The organism is Bacillus sp. LR_5, from assembly GCF_042709275.1.
In genome coordinates this window covers 25,092-44,656 of the sequence record NZ_JAVAXX010000008.1, presented here as the reverse complement: position 1 = coordinate 44,656, position 19,565 = coordinate 25,092, and the positions used below count along the sequence as shown (strand labels likewise).

The following is a 19,565-nucleotide window of genomic DNA, read 5'->3' as shown; positions in this document are numbered from 1 at the left end:
TGCAAACGGGGGGAAAACATTGAACGAAACCATCACATATGACACATGGAACGACATGCTGTCCAAACGGATAACGGATCAATTGATCGATGAGCTCGATGTGTTGAAATGGGCTTACCGAACGTACGGAGAAAAGATTGTGTATGCCTGCAGCTTTGGCGCAGAAGGAATGGTGCTTCTCGACTTAATATCAAAAATCAACAAAAATGCACACATCATCTTTTTGGATACCGGGCTTCATTTTCAGGAAACATATGAGCTGATCGAGACCGTCAAAGAACGATATCCGGGATTTGCAATCCAGATGCTCGAACCCGAGCTGAGCTTAACAGAACAGGGGACGAAGTACGGCGGAGAGCTGTGGAAGCATAACCCGAACCTCTGCTGCCAATTGCGGAAAATCGAACCGCTCAAAAAGCACCTGTCCGGCATGACAGCTTGGATTTCAGGACTGCGCCGGGATCAGTCACCAACGAGAAAGCATATTCAATACGTAAACCTGGACCAGAAGTTTGAGCTCATCAAAATTTGCCCGCTCATCCACTGGACATGGGATGACGTTTGGACGTACATCCGCCTGCACAATTTGCCTTATAACAAACTGCACGATCAACATTACCCGAGCATAGGCTGTGAAATGTGTACATTGCCTTCCCCGGACCCGAACGATGAGAGGGCTGGAAGATGGGCCGGACGGGAGAAAACAGAATGCGGCCTGCATCAAGAATAGCGGACGGCAGGTTCTGGCTATGAGAGTCGAAATGATGTTGAGGCGCTGATGTCAAACTTTCATTAACTGCAGCAAAGAAAACAAGGAAACGTATAAATGGAGGTTGAACACGTTGAATGGAAACGAACCCCACGGAGGGGTATTAATCAACCGCTGTGATCCCGCATGCCATTTTGAAGGGTGCGCGTGCCAAGCAGAGCTGGATCAGCTTGCACTGAGTGATCTGGAGCTTATCGCGATCGGCGGATACAGCCCGTTAACAGGTTTTTTGGGAGAAAAAGATTATCATTCCGTTGTGAAAGAGATGAGGCTGGCAAACGGCTTGCCGTGGAGCCTGCCGATTACGCTGCCTGTCGGAGAAAAAACAGCAAGACAGCTGTCTGCCGGAGATCACGTCAAGCTTGTGAAAGACGGTGTTACCTACGGCATGATCACAGTCACCGATATATACCAGCCTGATAAAACACAAGAAGCACTGTCTGTTTTTAAAACAAACGATCCTGCCCACCCAGGCGTAAAAAAATTGCTGGCGCGCCCGGATTACTATATCGGAGGGCCTATCACGGTCAGCCGCCTGCCTGACAAATCTTTCGAACAGTTTTATGCAACGCCCGCTGAAACAAGAGCCGCCTTTAAAAAACTCGGCTGGAAGACGATTGTCGGCTTTCAAACCAGGAACCCTGTTCACAGAGCGCATGAATACATTCAAAAAACAGCGTTAGAAACGGTCGACGGTCTGCTGCTTCACCCGCTTGTCGGAGAAACAAAGTCAGACGATATCCCCAGCGATATCAGAATGGAGAGCTACCAGGCTTTGCTTAATCACTATTATCCAAAGGATCGTGTCATGTTATCGGTTTTCCCTGCCGCCATGCGTTATGCAGGTCCGCGGGAAGCGATTTTCCATGCGCTCGTCCGAAAAAATTACGGCTGCACCCATTTTATTGTAGGCCGTGATCACGCGGGTGTCGGCAGCTACTATGGAACATACGACGCCCAAAATATTTTTCAATCATTCACAGAGGAAGAGCTGGGCATCAAGCCGCTGTTTTTTGAGCACAGCTTTTATTGCCGAAAATGCGGAAACATGGGCACCTCCAAAACATGTCCGCACAGCCCGAGAGACCACATCCACTTATCAGGCACAAAAGTGAGAGAGCTTCTCCGCCAAGGCAAAAAGCCGCCTAAAGAATTCAGCCGGCCTGAGGTCGCAGCCGTGCTGATCAAGGGACTTCACCAACAGCCTGTTGCCATCAAGCAAAACAGCGGGGAATTGCAATGACACACAATCCGAACATCATTTGGCATCCCGCTGCCATCTCAAAGTCTGACAGACAATCCTTAAACGGACACAAAAGCTGCGTCCTCTGGTTTACAGGTTTGTCCGGCTCTGGAAAATCGGTGCTGGCCAATGCAGTCGATGAAAAGCTTTACCGCAAGGGCATTCAGAGCTACGTGCTTGACGGTGATAATATCCGCCACGGCTTAAACAAAGATCTTGGATTTCAGACTGGTGACAGGATTGAAAACATCCGCCGGATCGGAGAAGTGGCGAAGCTGTTTGTCGACAGCGGGCAAATGATTTTAACGGCTTTTATTTCTCCATTCAGAGAGGATCGGGACATGGTTAGAGCGCTCTTTCCTAAAGGTGAGTTCTTCGAAATTTATGTGAAGTGCCCGCTGCATGTTTGTGAACAGCGCGATCCAAAAGGGCTTTATAAAAAAGCGCGAAACGGAAAGATCAAACATTTCACCGGGATCGATTCTCCGTATGAAGCGCCGCTTTCACCCGATTTCATCATTGAGTCAGACCAGACCTCTATTTCCGATGGAGCTGATCTCATCATTAACGCACTGCAAAACAGAGGAATTATATAAAAAACCCGATCAATGTCGGGTTTTTTCTTATGAGTTGGAGAACTGCGCAATCAAACTGTTGATCTTCTCTTTTTCCTCATAAAATGCTCCGTGCCCGCTGTTTGCAAACGGAACCAATTCCGACTGTTTGATGCCGCGCTTCAATTCTTTCGCAAAATCAAACGGCGCAATTCTATCCTTTCTCCCGTGCAGGATCAGCGTCGACACCTTGATTGCAGCAAGTTCCTTTCTGAGATCTTCGTCTCTTAATGCGATGCCCGAGTGGATCGTCCCGTAGGAGGAGGCCTCCAGCATCAGATTGAGAAACCACTGTCTAAGCTCTGGAGACACTTTTTTCTCAAAAAACTGTTTCCCTAAATCAGCCAGTGTTTTGGGCCGATCAGCTTTGAACAATTCAATCATATCGTCAATATCCTGCTTCCTCATCCCGTACGGATAACCCGGGCGTTTTGTAAACGCGGGGGCCGCCGCAGACAGTAAAATCAGCTTATCAACATCGGCTCCTTCATGCCTTGCCATATAACGGATTGCAATGGCGCCGCCCATTGAAAAACCGGCAAGAATCGCATTCTCAAGCTGCAGCGTATAAATGACTGCTTTCACATCATCGGCCATCGTGTCATAATCGTAGCCTTCCCAAGGGCGGTCAGATTGCCCATATCCCCGTAAATCAACGCCGATAAAACGAAATCCCCTTTTCGGAAGCTCATTCATTTGATATTCAAACATCTTATGATTCAACGGCCACCCGTGCAAAAAGATGATCGGCCTTCCATGTCCGATATCCTCTACAAACAGTGTCACATGCTCCTCGGTTTTGATGTAATGCCCCATTCCGCATTCCTCCCTTTGGCTTTCCCGGCCTGTAAACGCCTTGACGTATAGGAAGCTTTCCATTTATGCTTACAAAACAAGCTGGCTGCTGTACCAAGAAAAGGCTCTTCACGATTTACTATATGTATCAATTTCCTTAACGATCTATTAAATTGAACCCGGAAGCCTCTGTTTTTCGGGCAGCAAAGGATGTCATCACATGAATAAAATCGCAATTCAAAAACCGAACATACCGGAAAACCTGCAAACCGCAGATTTTCATGATGCCGTGACGCAGGATGATGTAATCAGCATGCATTTGTTTGAAGATTGTACCATCTGCGGCGAAGATATCGAAAGACTATGTGTTGAAAAAACGGTATTCAGAAATGTCGTCTTTATCGAAGTGTCTTTTCGGCATATTGAACTGACCGATGTGATCTTTGAAAAATGCGATTTATCAAACGCCGATTTCAGCGGGGCTGTCATTCACAGAACTTCTGTTAAGCAGTCAAAAATGGTTGGAATGAATGTGGCGGAAGCAACGCTGCGAAATGTTTCATTCGAGGAATGCCACGGACATTTCAGCTCATTTTCGTACTCAAATATGAAACAAGTTCGATTTGATCACTGTGCTCTTATGCAAAGTGAATGCAGCAATACGGTGCTCCAGCAGACACACTTTGACGGATGCGAATTAGAAGGCGCCAGCTTTACCGGCACGTCCCTTCAAAACATGGACATCAGCACGTGCCGTTTTGAACAGCTTCATGTCTCCCTCGACAAATTGAAAGGCTGCAAAATCGCACCTGAGCATGCGATTGCCTTCGCCAGGGCACTGGGAGCTGTCATCGTATAACCAAATCCTAGGACATCATCAGGCGGCGGGCTGTTTCAGCTGCCGCTTTAATGCCAGTTTCCAAATCTCCAAGAGATGCATAGGAATATGACAGCCTGATGCTGTTTCGGTCTTCACCGTCATAAATGCAGCCGGGATTCACAAGCACCTGCCGTTTCAGCAATCCATAAAAGAAACGGCTGACAGGCAGGTTTTTGTGAAATGTCACCCAAATATAAAAGCCGCCTGCGGGAATCCGCCACGTGGCAATGTCCCCGGCATACCGCTCGAGAAAATGAACGGCGGCGTCTCTCCTTTCTTTAAGCTTCCTGCGTACCCAAGTCAGATGCTCTTCATAATACCCCTGTGACAGCCACTCGGCAGCCGCCCACTGGGACAGGCCGCTTGATCCGTAGTCTGTCTGCATTTTAATGTCCGCCAACCTTTCAATAACCGGCTCCGGACCGGCAAGCCAGCCGATTCGCAGACCGGGGCTAACCGTTTTTGAAAACGTGCCCAGATACAGAATATTGCCCTCATGATCCATTGCTTTCAACGGCTGCGGAGGTTTTTCTTCAAACCATAAATCACCGTACGCATCATCCTCAATGATGGGCAGCTGCTCTTTTTTTGACAGGCTGATGATCTCTTTCCTTCGCTGCTCTGACATGACTGTGCCTGTCGGATTATGAAACGACGGAATCGTGTAAAGCAGCTGTCCTCCATATTGTTTTCGATTAGAAGAAACAAGCCCCGCTTTGACCCCTTCATCATCCATCGGCAAGCCGCGAAGCCGCATCCCAGCTGATTGAAATACATGCAAGGATTGAAGGTAGGACGGCTTCTCCGTCAAAATGACAGAATCTCGTTTTAAAAGTCCAATTGAGATGAGCTGAAGTGCCTGAAGTGCACCGGACACAATTAAAATTGCAGACGGTGACACATGGATCTTCTTTCCTTTTAAATGGTCGGCCACTGCCTCCCGCAGCTGACGGTTTCCTTTCGGCTGCTCATATCCTAAAGACAGGAAGCCCGGATTGATTTGCTGAAACATCCGTCCAATTGTGTCAGCAGGCACAAGATCCGGTGAAAGTTCTCCAGTTCCTAATCTGATGATATCCGCTCTTGGTTCGTTCTGATTAATAGCTTGGATGATGGAAGAATTGGCGCGATGAATGCCCGAACGGACGTAATCGCTCCAATCAAGCGGAGGCTCAGCCGCCAGCACGCTCCAAGTACTGTTTACAACCTTCGTACCGCCGCCTCTTCTTCCCTCTAACAAGCCTTGAGACGTGAGTTCATCTATGGCTGCTGTGACTGTGCTGCGGTTGACTTGAAACATGCCGGCCAGCGTTCTCTGTGAGGGGATTTTCGTCCCTACAGCCCACTCTCCGTGAAGAATCTTGTCTTTCATATATTGTTCGATCTGCCGATGCAGCGGAACATCCGACTTTCGGCTTGGCTGCCATTGCGACAAGGTCATGCCCCCCTTTTTTACACATTATACATTTGGCTGGTTCCTAACCCAACCAAATGGCTGGAGACTTTAGTGACAATCTCTCTTATGATTGAAAAAAATGTGAAGGGAGCTTTTTCAGCATGAATGCAATCATTCACGGAATTGTGCTCGCGTTTGGCTTAATTTTGCCGCTGGGAGTGCAGAATGTGTTTATTTTTCAGCAAGGCGCGTGGCAAAAGCATATTTGGCGGGCTCTCCCAGCTGTCATCAGCGCTTCAGTCTGCGATACCCTGTTAATCGTATTAGCCGTTGCGGGCGTATCTGTCATTGTGCAGGAGCTGCCTGTGTTTGAGACAGTCATGATGGCCGGCGGATTTTTATTTTTGCTCTATATGGGCTGGGTGACTTGGAACAGCCGTCCGAACACAAGCCAAAATGAGAAACATACGTTCACACCAAAAAAGCAAGCTGCGTTAGCGGCCGCTGTTTCTCTTTTAAACCCGCATGCCATTCTGGACACGATCGGCGTCATCGGCACGAGCTCTCTTCAATATTCGGGGCTTGAGAAATGGCTCTTTATGGCCGCCTGCATCGCTGTGTCTTGGATTTGGTTTATCAGCCTTGCAATAGCGGGCCGGTTGTTTCAGACGATAGATACGAGCGGCAGCCTTATGCTGATCGTAAACAAATGCTCTGCAGCGGTAATGTGGGCAGCGGCAGGATATTTTGGGGTGTCACTCTTTTGCAATTGAAGGAGAAACAGATGAAAAAAACGAATTTCTTAGAAAAGGGGGCATGCTGATGACTGATGCAAAACAGTTTTATGACTATCATTCTTGGGCAAACAAGAAAATATTTACCCATATCGAAAACCTGCCGGAGGAAACTGCCTATCAAGAAGTAAAGAGCGTATTTCCTTCTGTCAGCGACGTGCTGCTTCATATGTGCAGGGCTGACTACATTTGGCTGAATGTTCTTTCGGGAGTGGCCTACCAAGAGATTATAGACAGCGCAGGCAAATTACAGTCCGCGCAAGGTAATATGGCAGCGATTAAACAGCACGCTGCCGAGCTGGAGTCACAGTATCATGATTTCTTCAGCCGCCAGACGGACTTAGAACAGACCTTCACAATGCAGCATCCGAAACTAGGTACACTGGAATCAACCTATGCAGACACCATCCTGCATGTCGTCAATCACGGCACTTACCACAGAGGAAACGTAACCGCCATGCTGAGACAGCTGGGCCATTCAGGCGTACCTACTGATTATATGTACTATTTATATGAGAAAAGAGAAAGCAAGGGCTAAAATGTCCTTGCTTTTTTTTGCGGAAAGCCTCAAATGCAACACATTAGCTTTTACATACCTGTATAAGCGCGCTTCACATCAAGCTGTACGGGCCTGCCGCTCTTATAGGAATTGGTCGCCGCGATGCCCACTTCTAAATTGATCGTCGCATCGATATCTGTCACAATCGGTGTTTTTCGATCCCGGACACACTCGGCAAAATGCTGAAGCTCCAAGCAGTAGGCTTCATGAAAACGAGTTTGAAAGTCTGGAATGATATCAAAACTGCTCCCTTTAGCCGATAGGATGGTCACATGTTGATGTCTCAATGTTCCTATGAAAATACTGCCCTCTGTCCCGATCACCTCCGCCCGAATGTCATGTCCATATGGAGAGGTTCTGCTTGCCTCGACGTCCCCCGCTGCGCCGGAGTCAAATTCAATATACGTCAGCGCCTGATCCACATCACCGTACTGCTCCATAAACGGATTGTTCAGAATCCTGCCGTGTCCTGAAACAGAAGTGATTTCCGCCCCTAGCAAATAACGGGCAATATCATAGTCATGGATGGAACAGTCGATAAAAATTCCACCGCTGTGTTTGATAAATTCTGCAGGAGGCGCGCCTTGGTCGCGCGTAAAGCCTTTATAATAGATAGGTTTGCCGATTTCTCCAGCGTCGATCCGCCGTTTGGCATCTGCGTATGCTGGATCGAACCGTCTCATAAAGCCGACTTGGCAGATGACACCTGTCTCCTGCACTTTTTCAGAAACTGCTCTAGATTCCTCAAGGCTTAATGTCAGCGGTTTTTCAACAAAGATCTGTTTGCCGTTCTCGGCAGCTTTGATGATCATATCACCATGTGTGCTTGTCGGCGTTACGATAATGACAGCGTCAATGCCGGTATCTTCTAACACTTCATACGGGTCCTCTGACCATTTTTCGATACCGAGTTCTCTGGCAACCTGCTCCGCTCTCCCTTTTAACGGATCACCGACACAAACCAGCTTTGCCCCCGGCACACTGGTGACGAGATTTTTCGCATGATAATAACCGAGCCTTCCTAATCCCAATACTGCGCACCTTACTTGATGTTCCACGTCCCATCCTCTCCTTTATCTCATTTCGGGCTCGCTTTGGGAAAGCGCTTTCTCTTAACAGCTAAAAAAACAGCGGTTCTATCCGCTCTGCCATTTTGCGCAAGCGCTTTCTCAAAAGATGGTTTCATTTTACACTGCCTTTGGTTTACACGCAATATGTTTTTTTGGCTTCAACTGTCCTAATGAAAAAACCCGCTCATTAGCGGGCTCATGTGTTGAGCGGTGATGTAGAATGTCTGACTACAAGCTCAGGCGGGAGCACTATTTTTTGTTTCGCCTTTCGTTTTCCCTCTATTGCTTCTGCCAGCAGTTCGATGACGCTCCGCCCCATCTCTTTTATCGGCTGGGCTACGGTTGTCAGGGGCGGAGCCGCCATTTCTGCGAGTATCGTATTATCAAAACCAATGATAGAAAGATCATCCGGCACTTTTATGCTTCTTATTCTCGCAGCTTGTATGGCGGCACAAGCCAATACGTCGTTGAAGGCAAAAATAGCAGTCGGAGCGTTTCTGTCGAGCAATTTTCCCGCTTCTTCCTTGCCGCTTTCCAAGGAAAACCGCGTCTGGATGATAAGTGATTCATCAATGGGCACGCCCGCTTCCTCCATCGCCTGACGGAAGCCTTTGATTCTATTTTTTTCGCCTGTCGTTGACCCGTCTCCGATAATGCAGGCGATGTTCGTGTGGCCGAGTGACAGAAGATGCTTGGCAGCCTCATATCCGCCACGAACGTCATCTATCACAACAATATCCATCGGAAGAAGCGGCTTATCCTGAGAAATCATGGCAATCGGAATGTGTTCACTGGCGATTTCCTCCAAAGCAGACATACTGTCATGGCTTTCAATCCCTGTTGCAAAAATAATGCCATCCACCTTTTTCTGTTTCAGCACAGAAAAATACTTTGTTTCTTTTTTCGGATCGTAATCGGTGCTGCAAATCAACATTTGAAAACCGAGCTCATCCGCTCTTTCCTCAATGCTTTTGGCCAGTTCTCCGTAAAACGGATTTGAAATATCAGGCGCCACGAGAGCAATCATATTCGTTCGTTTTCCCGTTAACGCCGCGGCGTGGACATTGGGCGTGTATGCCATTTCATTCATGACATTCATGACCTTCTGCCGTGTTTTATCGCTGATTCTCCCCGTATTGTTTATCACACGGGACACAGTTGTGATCGAGACACCCGCCGCCTTTGCCACATCGTAAATTGTTGTTTTCATGTTCATCCCTCGTCTGGTTATTGAACTTTCCGGCTGACAATTTTCCGGTATTCAATTGGTGAAATGCCTTCTATCTGCTTAAAGAGTTTTGAAAAGTATGTCGGATCTTCCATTCCGACCATTTCCGCAATAACGCCCATTTTATCATTTGTAGAGGATAAAAGACGCTTCGCTTCCGTCATTCTCACCCGGTTCGTGTATTGTGCCGGAGTTACGCCGAGCACCTGCTGCATGCAGCGGCTCACATAATCCTGATGATAGTGAAGGGCGAGCGACAGATCCTTGATTGTCGTCTTTTCCTTATAGTGCTCCTGTAAGTACCGGGCCGCCTCCCAGGCTACTCGCTCTTTCGCAGACGGTATTTGGAACGCTTCTTTTTGAAGATGCAGCATCAGCTCCTCAAATAAGATTTGCTTTCTGAGCGGCAAATCAGAGTTTTCCGCGGAGTAATCGATCAGCTTTTCAAACTGCTGCGCCATAAACTGCGGGCGCTGCACCTTGCCTTTTCTCGGCAAGGCCAATCCGTAGCGGGCCGGCTCTTCGAAGCTCCCTTTTTCCTGCTGAAGCTCAGACCAGTTGCTGCCTCCCTTTGCCGTAAATTCATATCGATGTTCATCGAAGTGAAGCCAATAGTAGGAGGTTGCTTCATCACTGCCCTTCGTCCCGTAGTGTTCAAGACCGGGAGAAAGCAAGATGTACTCGCCGCCTTCAACAGAAAACGATGTTTCATTTTCCGTTATATATAACGTTCCCTGTTTGACATATATCAGATCAAACACGGAGAATACACGTTTCACATGGGTTTCTCCTTTTTTAAAAACCCCTTCCCCAGCTGCAATAAATACCGGAAAAGGCGGGACTGTAAACAGGATGCGAGGCATTTGAATCATCCTCCTTTTTAAGTCGGATTTTTACAAGAAGTATCGTTTCTATCCCTTTTTATTATAAGGAAATGGAGGTACACTTTAAAACGTTGATTTTATTTACGAAAGGGGTTAGACACTATGAAACAAGCTGTCTTCAAATCAACTGCTTTGAAAAAACCCGCTGACAAAACGTTCTCATTATTTTCGCTTACTTGGCCGATCTTTATTGAGGTCTCATTATATATGTTTATGGGTAATGCCGATACACTGATGCTCAGCCAATACTCGGATAACAGCGTGGCAGCAGTCGGCGTCAGCAACCAGATTTTAAATTTAATTATCGTGATGTTCAGCTTTATCGCAACAGGAACGACCGTTATCATTTCACAATTTCTAGGCTCACGGCAAAAGAAAGAAGCCATGGAAGTCGCTTATGTGTCAATCGGCGCCAACTTCTTCATCAGCCTGGCCATCAGCGCCGTCGTCTTTTTCGCGGCTGTCCCTCTGCTTCATATGATGGGATTATCAGACGCACTGATGCCTGATGCGAAAGTCTTTTTACAAGTTGTCGGAGGTCTGTCCTTTATTCAGGCTTTAATCATGACATTCAGCGCGATCTTAAAAAGCTACGGCTACACAAAAGATACAATGTTTGTCACTATCGGCATGAACATTTTAAACATTGCCGGAAACTTTGTTGTGATTTTCGGTTTGTTCGGCTTTCCTGTTCTCGGCGTTGCCGGTGTGGCCATGTCCACATCTATCGCCCGCGTCATCGGATTAATCGCGATGATTGTGATTGTCAACAAACGCATCCAGCTGAAGATGTCGCTGAAAAAAGTCTTTCATATGCATAAAGAGCATTTGCGCAAGCTGCTGAAAATCGGCATTCCTTCTGCGGGAGAGCAGCTTTCATACAACCTTTCGCAAATGATTGTCACGTATTTTATCGCCATCATGGGCGCGCAGGCGTTGACAACAAAAGTGTATACGCAAAATATTACGATGTTTATTTTGCTGTTCGGCACTGCGATCAGCCAGGGTACACAAATCTTAATCGGCCGTTATATCGGCGGCAAACAATTTGATGCCGCTTATGAGCGCTGCATGAAGAGCTTATATTGGGCACTCGGAATTGCTGCGGCTACCTCTGTTTTGATGACGATCTTTTCAAAAGACCTGATCGGACTCTTCACACAAAGCCCTGACATTATAGCAACTGCAAGCCTATTGATTGCCATGACCATTATTCTTGAACCAGGCCGCTCGTTTAATGTCATTATCATTAACTCTCTGCGGGCTGCGGGGGATGCGAAATTCCCGGTTTACATGGCAATGATTTCAATGTGGGGCATTGGCCTCCCGCTTGCTTATCTTTTCGGCATCCACCTCGGTTTCGGTCTTGCCGGCATTTGGATTTCTTTTATCGCGGATGAATGGGTCCGGGGAATCTTAATGTACAGAAGATGGCGCTCACGTATCTGGATTCAAAAAGGTATGGCGTAACACCCGGCTCAATCAAGGCCGGGTGTTTTTTAGATATCAGACAGAATCTGCTTCACTTCGGTCTCTGTGAGAGCGAAGTGATGTTGAAATACATCGTGCTGCTTCGCCCGGATTTTTTCTATAACAGCCCGGTGCAAATGAAGAGCGGCTTTCACCGTTTTTTGAGAATACTGCGGAAATAGCGGCAAGGCATCCTGACACTCTTCAAGGTAGGCTTCTGCTTCAAAAGCGATATACTCCCACGTCATTGTGAACGCTTTATTTACGGTGCCTTTTTGAAGGTCGTCCTCTGTATATCCAAATTGCTGCATCACTTCCCGAGGGATACGGCTTTTTTGCTGTTGGCCAGTGCCGATATCTCTCAGAATCCGAATCAGCTGAATCGCTAAACCGAGAGAACCGGCTGCATGTGTCAGCTGTTTCTGATGCCGGCGCGCCATAATCGGGAGAAGCATCAATCCGGCTGCCCCGCCTGTCTGGTATGCGTGCATGAGCAATTCATCAAGGTTTCCAAACGGTTGATCTTCCGCTTTCTGTGCGGCAATGAACTCACGGAATGGCTCGCTGTCCAGTGTAAATGTCTGGTAGGCATGGCCGAAAGCCTTCCACAAAAAATGATTCCCGTTATACGTACCGGAAAAAACATCTTCCGCCTCAGCTTTAATGGCAGATAACGCCTTCTCATCCGCATTGGCTGCCGTATGGCAAAACGCCATAACCGCCCAAGCTGCCTGCCTTTGCTTCAGCGGAAGAAACGAAAATGCTTTGTAACAGGCTGGTTCGCGGGCGCTGACGATCTGGCCGCATTGCTGATAGGCTTCTTTTATCTCTTTCATTTCTTTTCACTCCTATGTATCACTGCTTCTTCAAGTCTATTATGTTTTCTCGCAATTGTATATGAAGAAAAAGCCGATTCCTTTGAGCAGAATCGGCTTTTTCTTTATCCTTCATCAATATCAATGCGATACGCTTCAAACCATGTATGAATTTGAGCAAGATGGGCGATCAGCTGGGGCCCCTTCATGAGCTGCCCGAACCACGGCACCTTGAAGGAGGAGCCTTCCGTTTCTAAAAGCTGATCTAATTGTTTTCTGTCCAGTAAGGTATGGAGCACGGAGTCCTTTTGGCTTCTGATCGTTTTCAGCCATTCGCTGACGCCTTTTGTATATTCCGGATGATGTGTTTTCGGATACGGGCTTTTTTTGCGATACAGAATGTCATCAGGCAAAATACCTTCAAGCGCTTTGCGTAAAATGCCTTTTTCCCGATTATCATGCATTTTCATTTCCCACGGAATATTCCAAACATATTCCACAAGCCGGTGATCGGCGAACGGCACCCGCACTTCCAGGCTCGCCCCCATGCTCATGCGATCCTTCCGATCCAAAAGGTTCGTCATAAACCAAAGCATATTTAAATAGAACAGCTGTCTTCTTGCTTTATCCACACCCGTTTCACCATCTAATAATGGCGTTTCTGCCAAGGTTTCTTCATATTTGCCATTTACGTATTCTTTCAGATTCAATTTTTTCTGCCATGAGTCAGAAAGCAGCTTGATCCGCTCCTCCGTTGATCTCATCCATGGAAAGCCAGACTCAACATCTGCCGTATGGAACCACGGGTACCCGCCGAAAATCTCATCCGCGCACTCTCCCGATAGGCTGACGACAAAGTCCTTTTTGATTTCCCGGCAAAACCACAGCAGGGATGAGTCGACATCCGCCATTCCCGGCAAGTCTTTGACCAGTACAGCTTCCTCCAAATGATCAACGAGATCTTTTTGGCTGATGACGCATTTGTGGTGCGTTGTGCCGAAAGCCTCTGTCATTTTTTCAATCCATGGTCCGTCATCATTCGGCTGAAAAGCGCTTGCTTGAAAAAATTTATCGTTCTCTTCGTAATCAATCGAATAAGTATGAAGCGGTGCTTTTCCTTCCTTTTCAAAATGGCCCGCCGCAATCGCTGTAATTGCGCTTGAGTCCAGACCGCCTGATAGGAATGTGCAAACCGGCACATCCGACACAAGCTGCCGCGTCACCGCGTCCTGAAATAACGATCTGACATTGGCAACCGTGTCATCAAAACTGTCCGTATGTTTTTCGCTTTCAACATTCCAATAACGCCAAATATTAAGTCCGTCTTTGGAAAATGTCAGCGCGTGAGCCGGGCGGATTTCTTTTATGCCTTTAAATATGCCAGTGCCCGGGGTTCTGGACGGTCCAAGACCGAAAATTTCAGAAAGTCCCGTTCTGTCCACTCTCGCTTTTATATCAGGGTGCGCGAGGATTGCTTTGATTTCCGAACCGAAGAGAAATGAAGAGCCTTCCTTCGTGTAAAAAAACGGCTTTACGCCGAGACGGTCTCTCGCGGCAAACAACAAATTTCGCTTTTCATCCCACACAGCGAAAGCGAATATGCCATTGAGATGGTCGACACAGTCTTCCTGCCATTCGATGTAGCTGTGCAGAAGCACCTCGGTATCTGACGTACGCTCGAATTGATGGCCCCGCGCCCGCAATTCTTTGCGCAAATCTTCCGTGTTATAAAGCTCGCCATTGTAAATAATGGTGTACGTATCCCCTTTATAGGTACACGCCATCGGCTGGCGTCCGCCTTCAATATCAACAACCGCAAGTCTTTTATGTCCGAATAAAACATGGTGCTCCCCCCAAACGTTTGAATCATCAGGCCCTCGTTTGGAAAGAGTGTCTGTCATTCTGTCCATCGTTTGTTTTTCCTGGACGAGCTGCTTTTTAAAATCGACCCAACCCGTAATTCCACACATGTGACATCAGCTCCAATCCCGTTTCTTTCGTAACAATTTCGTTTCTTTCAGCACCTTAGTAAGTTTATGCATCTATAGGCAGATAGTTGATTTGTCCATAAAAGAGTTGTATGGGACAGGCTTGAATTGGAAAGAAAAGAGAGGAATGAAGAAAAAGGAGACAGCATGGATGAAACGGAAACAATTGTTATATACAGAGGAACGAAAGTGGGAATACGGCACCATCCTCATTGAAGACGGCATCTGCTTAATCGAAAACGGTGAAGGCGATATACTGCTGGCGGACAGTCTCCAACACAGCCCAATCTGGGTCCATCATAAAGGAAAGTGGGAGCAAGCCGGCTTTCAGGACAAGTTGGTTTTGGCATGCGGTGCAGAAAACATCTCCCTTTCCGGCGGAGAACGCATCCGCTATGAGAAATCAGTCAAGCGGCCTCTCATGGCGCTTTTGGATTCGCTTGACGACGAAACCTTTCTCGCATTTCTGCAGCACTTGCACAGCTTCGGCTTATCGGTATTCGATTGCGTCTTTTCTTATAATAAAGGAGTCTTTTCGGATACTTCGGCGGGGCAGGGTGTGTCCTTTTATCACTTTTCAAATGACACCGCACAATGCGCGATGCAGCATCACTACAGCAGCGAAGGGACAGGAGACCGTTTTGAATGGACGGCTTCAAACGGAAAGCGATCCATTATGTATTCAGCAGTCCAACGGGGGCGCAAATAAAAAAGCGGTGCATCGAGCACCGCTTTTTGGTTACTTTTCAACAACCACTTTTGCTTCCTTGCTTTCTTTTTTATCTGTATCCGCAGCCGTGACGTACAGCACCGTTCCGGCTTTTTGTTTTTTGATTTTCACCGAAAACGTTCCTTTTGCGTCAGCTTTGGCAGAAGCAATGACTTTCTTTGATTTGTTTTTCACTCTGATCATCGCTTTGCTGTTTGCCTTCCCTTTTACTGCCGTATCCTTCGTTTTCACCGCGTTTACTTTCGGTGTGCCGGAAGGTTTTCCTTTGACGACGACAACTTTATACGATGTTTTCGCATCGCCTTTTGTTGCTTTCACATACAGTACTTGATCCTGTTTTTGAGTCGCGATATTGACCTTGAACGCATTGTCTTTTCCGGCTTTGGCGCTGCCGAGTTTCTTTTTGCCGTTCATCACCTCGATAAGTGTGCCTTCCTTCGCGTTTCCTCTGACAGCTGTTTGAGTGCTTTCCAGCTTGTTGACCTTAAGCTGTAAATCAGCTGCGCTGACAGCCTTCATGACATTCAGCCGCCCGTAGCCTGAATGCCAGTCTACACCAGGTGTCTTCGGAATTTCAATCGGATCGCCATAATCGTCATACAACTCTTCTTCTCCGCCATCGACACTTTCAAAGGAAATGTCATCTGCCGTCTTTTTCAACATATCCTCAACTTCTGTTCTTTTCAGCTTAGGATTTTGAGCAAACAGCAATCCTGCAGCAGCGGCAGCATACGGCGTCGCCATAGACGTTCCGCTCATGTACGTGACATTTCCGTTCGGTACTAAGCTCGGGATATCAGACCCTGGAGCAGAGATGTCCAGACCTTTTCCATAGTTAGAGAAATCAGCGGTCATATCCATGCGGTTCGTTGCGCCGACTGACATCACATATTTAGAAGATGCTGGATAAGATAAGGCATTTTCTCCATCATTCCCGCTGGCTGCGGCAATCAAGACATTTTTGTCAGCTGCGTACTTCAAAGCAAATTCAAGCACGCGGCTGTAGCCTCCGCCTAAACTTAAATTAATCACCTTTGCTCCTTTGTCAGCAGCATATTTGATGCCGAGAGCAATTTGTTCAGTATCTCCGGAACCTGCGGAATCAAGCACTTTTACCGGGATGATTTTTGCTTTGGCATTCAATCCAGTCATTGAATAGCCGTTATCGCTTTGGGCCGCAATAATGCCTGCGACATGCGTCCCATGCCCCTGATCATCCATTGCATTGTTATTCCGTCCGACAAAATTGTGTCCGAGATCTGTTCTTACTTTTCCTTTTAAATCAGCAAGCGTGCTGTCTACGCCTGTGTCTACTACTGCAATGAGTGTATCGTTAAGCTTGCGTTTGGACAGCAATGTGTTGGCAGGCTCATATTTCACATCCGCATTTTTGACACCCCCGTTTTCACCGTTGTTTTTAAGCGGCCATTGATAAGGGTACTGAATGTCGTTTGCCAGGCTTTTGTATTCCTGCACGGGTTCCGCAAACTCTACATTGGACATCTTGGATAGTGTCGCAGCAGCGCTTTTGACCCTTTTGGCGCTTGCCGTATATGCGCCGTTCTGTTTCTCATCTTTCGGAAGTTCAAATGAATACAGATTGTCAAACAGTTTCTTTGCCTTTTTCACATTGGATATGTCTTTTTTCGATTGCGCGCTTGCAGAAAAGCCCTTCATTTCATTATGTACGGATGAGAGGCTTTTATTGTCCTTCACCTTGAAAATAACCTTTGTTGTCTGAACTTCACTTTTTGCTGCAATATTGTTTTCTGTTAAAATGGTTCCGGCTGTTTTGCCTTGCAGCTGCTTCATATTTAGTCGGTCCGCTTGTTTCTTTATCTCCTCTTTAAGGAATGACGGGACTGATTGTAAAGCTTTATCATATAGCCGGTTGATCGCTTTTTGATCCTTTTCAGTGACCTTATACGAAGATGATGCTCCGTTTTCTGACACATCGTCAAATAACGGCTTTAATGTCACAAGATCCTGATAGATTTCATTTCTTGCTGTTTTATTTAGTGCGAGTTTTGCAACGATAAACGGTGCTGCTTTGTAATAAAGGCTTGTCAGTTCTTTGCCTTCTGCTGTTTGGCTCAGCTGCTCATCACGAATCGATCTCAACTTATCCAGGATGCCTTTTCCTGATTTCTTCTGATCGACACTCATTTCAACCGGACAAGCTTCTTCCTCTTCTAAATCTGACGGCTGTTTTTTGGTACCTTTATACCCGATCGTATACTTGGCTTCTGCAGCTGCTTCTGCCGTTCCGCCGTCCTCTGGCTCTTCTTCTCCGAGGTATTCAACTTTTACATAGTAAGGGCCGCTCCACGCGTATGGAAAAATGACTTCGCTTTTTCCATCCTCCGCTGTGAAAGAACGGTACATCTCAAACGTCTCATCTTTAAGCGCTTTTTCCTTACTTGGATATACAGATACATTCAGTACTGAATCACTCTTTACGGTCAGTGCCATATGTGAGTTTTTCTGAATATCCGTTGCTCCCGGGGTCACTTTGTACCATTTCACCTGTTCCGGCTCCTTCATGGCGCCTGTCTGCTCTTTGCCGTTTTCCAGAGCAGCCGCCTGATCGATCGCGCCGGCCGCAGCAGCTTTGGTTCCCGGAGAAAAAAGGCTGAAAATCAGTGCAAAAATAAGCACTGCCGCCACAACCGAGCTGAATTTTCTGCGTTTCATGTTATCCCTCCTGCAAAATAATGAATCTCCTTGAAGGTATCATAATTTCATAGGACGAGATACCGCTTACAGGGAATTTTAAGGTTATTTTAAATGATTTGGAATATGAGGGGATAAATATAAAAAAACCCAACTCTATCAAAGAGCCGGGTTCATAGGTTTTTCTATTAAAACAATTGAAAACCAATTGGCAAATGCAGACCGAGCAGCACTGTCAGCAAAAGGACAATGACGAAGCCGACCCACAGGCCTCCTGTTGATTTTTCTTTTTTCTTGCGGATGAGGAGCATTTCCATCAGGCCGATGGTGATAATGCCCAGAATCATTTTGCCAGCGTATTCTCCGTTCCAGTTGGCGAAACGGACAAACAGCTCAGCTCCTGTCAAAATAATAAGGATATAGAATAACCGCAGAATCATATGAGTGATTTTTGCGCCCTTTGCACTTCCTGACGAATACAGCGAGTAGCTGACGAAAAGCAGAATCAGCGCTACCACCCATGTCGTAATATGTAGGTGTGTCATATATGTTCCCCCTATCAGATAAATTACCCCACTTATAGTACCATGAACTTGTCCTCTGCCACAAAGATGATTATCAGAAAAAACGGGCGGGTCCGGGTCCGCCCTCCAGTTTTATTCAGCCAATTTGGTTTGACAGCGTTCCGATCGGATCAATTGTAATATCAATTTTGTCACCTGACCGCAAGAATTTTGGAGGCGTAAACCCCTTGCCGACACCAGACGGCGTACCGGTGGCAATGATGTCGCCCGCTTCAAGCGTCATCCCCTTTGAGAGGGTTTCAATTAATTCCGGAATGGAAAAGATCATATCGCTTGCCGAACCGGATTGGCGCAGCTCGCCGTTGACTCTTGTTTCAACCTTGAGGCGCTCTGGCTCCTGAATCGTTGATTTATGTACAAGCACGGGCCCCATCGGACATGTCGTATCCAAGCTTTTTCCGATAAAAAACTGCTTATGCCTTTTTTGCAGATCACGCGCCGTGATATCATTCACAATCGTATATCCGAAAACATGGTCATATGCATCTTCTTTTGAAATGCGGGTCCCGCTTTTTCCGATCACGACAGCAAGTTCTCCTTCATAATCAAGCTGAGAGGTAACCTCTTCATGGCTCTTTACGATATCACCATGCCCCGTAACCGTTACCGGCGATTTTGTAAATACCATCGGATGCTCCGGAATATCAGCCTCGCTTCCCATTTCAATCGCGTGATCCCGGTAGTTTTTGCCGATGCAGATGATATTTTTTGATGGCTTCGGAATGGGTGCATGGAGCTTCACCTCAGATAATGAATACATAAATGATCCCAGCTCATCATTCGGTTTCTTTGCCCACTCGGCCAGCTGCCTTGCATGCGCAACGAATTTATCCCCTTCTGCGATACATTCAATCAGCGATCCCGGAATCGTCTCAAGTTCAAACAGTTTTTTTTCAGCCTTTTGCAAATCCATAATTTTCTCATCATCAATGATCAGGCCGACAAACATTCGGTTGTAAAGTTCCCCTGTCGCAAATTTCATGTTATTCCTCCATCATCTTTTAAATCAGAATGCTCCTTCATGTATTCTCTGTCGAATGCTGAAATCCCTTTTTCTCAATTCCGTTTTCATT

16 protein-coding genes and 2 pseudogenes are annotated in these 19,565 nt (G+C 46.8%); 8 read left to right on the top strand and 10 right to left on the bottom strand.

The window, feature by feature from the left end:
• Window positions 1–19: 19 nt before the first annotated feature.
• The 3 genes from RAC86_RS03395 to cysC all read left to right on the top strand — a co-directional run bounded on the left by RAC86_RS03395 (window position 20) and on the right by cysC (window position 2,608).
• A complete protein-coding gene (locus tag RAC86_RS03395; RefSeq protein WP_015715655.1) occupies window positions 20–730 on the top strand; it encodes a phosphoadenylyl-sulfate reductase in 711 nt (236 codons plus the stop codon).
• A gap of 112 nt (window positions 731–842) precedes the next feature.
• Window positions 843–2,012 carry a sulfate adenylyltransferase gene (sat, locus tag RAC86_RS03390; protein ID WP_041345028.1) on the top strand — a complete coding sequence of 390 codons (1,170 nt, stop codon included), beginning with the start codon at window positions 843–845 and terminating at the stop codon, window positions 2,010–2,012.
• Window positions 2,009–2,608, top strand: a complete 600-nt coding sequence (gene cysC, locus RAC86_RS03385; protein WP_042977805.1) for an adenylyl-sulfate kinase — start codon at window positions 2,009–2,011, stop codon at window positions 2,606–2,608. Before sat ends, cysC begins: the two co-directional genes overlap by 4 nt.
• 27 nt (window positions 2,609–2,635) lie before the next feature.
• On the opposite strand, the gene RAC86_RS03380 is transcribed toward cysC, so the two are convergent.
• The gene (locus RAC86_RS03380; protein ID WP_377885382.1) at window positions 2,636–3,442 is read right to left on the bottom strand and encodes an alpha/beta fold hydrolase; all 807 of its coding nucleotides are present in this window, start codon (window positions 3,440–3,442) and stop codon (window positions 2,636–2,638) included.
• A 199-nt stretch (window positions 3,443–3,641) separates the two neighbouring features.
• Here RAC86_RS03380 and RAC86_RS03375 point away from each other — a divergent pair, with 199 nt between their 5' ends.
• Window positions 3,642–4,280: a pentapeptide repeat-containing protein gene (locus tag RAC86_RS03375; RefSeq protein ID WP_124059700.1), complete on the top strand. Its 639-nt coding sequence runs from the start codon at window positions 3,642–3,644 to the stop codon at window positions 4,278–4,280.
• A 7-nt stretch (window positions 4,281–4,287) separates the two neighbouring features.
• Here the strand turns inward: RAC86_RS03375 and RAC86_RS03370 are convergent, their stop codons facing one another.
• A complete protein-coding gene (locus RAC86_RS03370) occupies window positions 4,288–5,742 on the bottom strand; it encodes an aminotransferase-like domain-containing protein (protein WP_082359949.1) in 1,455 nt (484 codons plus the stop codon).
• A 66-nt stretch (window positions 5,743–5,808) separates the two neighbouring features.
• Between RAC86_RS03370 and RAC86_RS03365 the strand changes: the two are divergent.
• A pseudogene (locus tag RAC86_RS03365) lies at window positions 5,809–6,470 on the top strand (LysE family transporter).
• A gap of 49 nt (window positions 6,471–6,519) precedes the next feature.
• Complete coding sequence (locus RAC86_RS03360; RefSeq protein ID WP_029726286.1) at window positions 6,520–7,029, top strand: DinB family protein; 510 nt, start codon at window positions 6,520–6,522, stop codon at window positions 7,027–7,029.
• Window positions 7,030–7,079: 50 nt separating this feature from the next.
• Here RAC86_RS03360 and iolX read toward each other — a convergent pair whose 3' ends face one another.
• The 3 genes from iolX to RAC86_RS03345 all read right to left on the bottom strand — a co-directional run bounded on the left by iolX (window position 7,080) and on the right by RAC86_RS03345 (window position 10,211).
• Window positions 7,080–8,108 (bottom strand): scyllo-inositol 2-dehydrogenase, encoded by a 1,029-nt coding sequence (iolX, locus tag RAC86_RS03355; RefSeq protein WP_015715649.1) that lies wholly within the window; start codon window positions 8,106–8,108, stop codon window positions 7,080–7,082.
• A 208-nt stretch (window positions 8,109–8,316) separates the two neighbouring features.
• Window positions 8,317–9,330, bottom strand: a complete 1,014-nt coding sequence (gene degA, locus RAC86_RS03350) for a transcriptional regulator DegA (RefSeq protein WP_247471485.1) — start codon at window positions 9,328–9,330, stop codon at window positions 8,317–8,319.
• A 17-nt stretch (window positions 9,331–9,347) separates the two neighbouring features.
• A complete protein-coding gene (locus RAC86_RS03345) occupies window positions 9,348–10,211 on the bottom strand; it encodes an AraC family transcriptional regulator (RefSeq protein WP_038428766.1) in 864 nt (287 codons plus the stop codon).
• A 123-nt stretch (window positions 10,212–10,334) separates the two neighbouring features.
• Here RAC86_RS03345 and RAC86_RS03340 point away from each other — a divergent pair, with 123 nt between their 5' ends.
• On the top strand, window positions 10,335–11,702 hold the full coding sequence (locus RAC86_RS03340) for an MATE family efflux transporter (RefSeq protein ID WP_003233074.1): 1,368 nt from the start codon (window positions 10,335–10,337) through the stop codon (window positions 11,700–11,702).
• 29 nt (window positions 11,703–11,731) lie between these two features.
• Here the strand turns inward: RAC86_RS03340 and RAC86_RS03335 are convergent.
• Window positions 11,732–12,561: pseudogene (locus RAC86_RS03335) on the bottom strand (phytoene/squalene synthase family protein).
• 81 nt (window positions 12,562–12,642) lie between these two features.
• Complete coding sequence (asnB, locus tag RAC86_RS03330; RefSeq protein ID WP_377885380.1) at window positions 12,643–14,487, bottom strand: asparagine synthase (glutamine-hydrolyzing); 1,845 nt, start codon at window positions 14,485–14,487, stop codon at window positions 12,643–12,645.
• A gap of 145 nt (window positions 14,488–14,632) precedes the next feature.
• Between asnB and RAC86_RS03325 the strand changes: the two genes are divergently transcribed.
• Window positions 14,633–15,214, top strand: a complete 582-nt coding sequence (locus tag RAC86_RS03325) for a DUF2777 domain-containing protein (protein ID WP_082201000.1) — start codon at window positions 14,633–14,635, stop codon at window positions 15,212–15,214.
• Window positions 15,215–15,244: 30 nt separating this feature from the next.
• Here RAC86_RS03325 and wprA read toward each other — a convergent pair whose 3' ends face one another.
• From wprA to RAC86_RS03310, 3 genes are all read right to left on the bottom strand, one after another.
• The gene (wprA, locus tag RAC86_RS03320) at window positions 15,245–17,929 is read right to left on the bottom strand and encodes a cell wall-associated protease WprA (RefSeq protein WP_101172501.1); all 2,685 of its coding nucleotides are present in this window, start codon (window positions 17,927–17,929) and stop codon (window positions 15,245–15,247) included.
• A gap of 167 nt (window positions 17,930–18,096) precedes the next feature.
• Window positions 18,097–18,453 carry a YisL family protein gene (locus tag RAC86_RS03315; protein ID WP_003244937.1) on the bottom strand — a complete coding sequence of 119 codons (357 nt, stop codon included), beginning with the start codon at window positions 18,451–18,453 and terminating at the stop codon, window positions 18,097–18,099.
• A 115-nt stretch (window positions 18,454–18,568) separates the two neighbouring features.
• Window positions 18,569–19,474: a fumarylacetoacetate hydrolase family protein gene (locus RAC86_RS03310; protein WP_003233084.1), complete on the bottom strand. Its 906-nt coding sequence runs from the start codon at window positions 19,472–19,474 to the stop codon at window positions 18,569–18,571.
• Window positions 19,475–19,565: the final 91 nt, after the last annotated feature.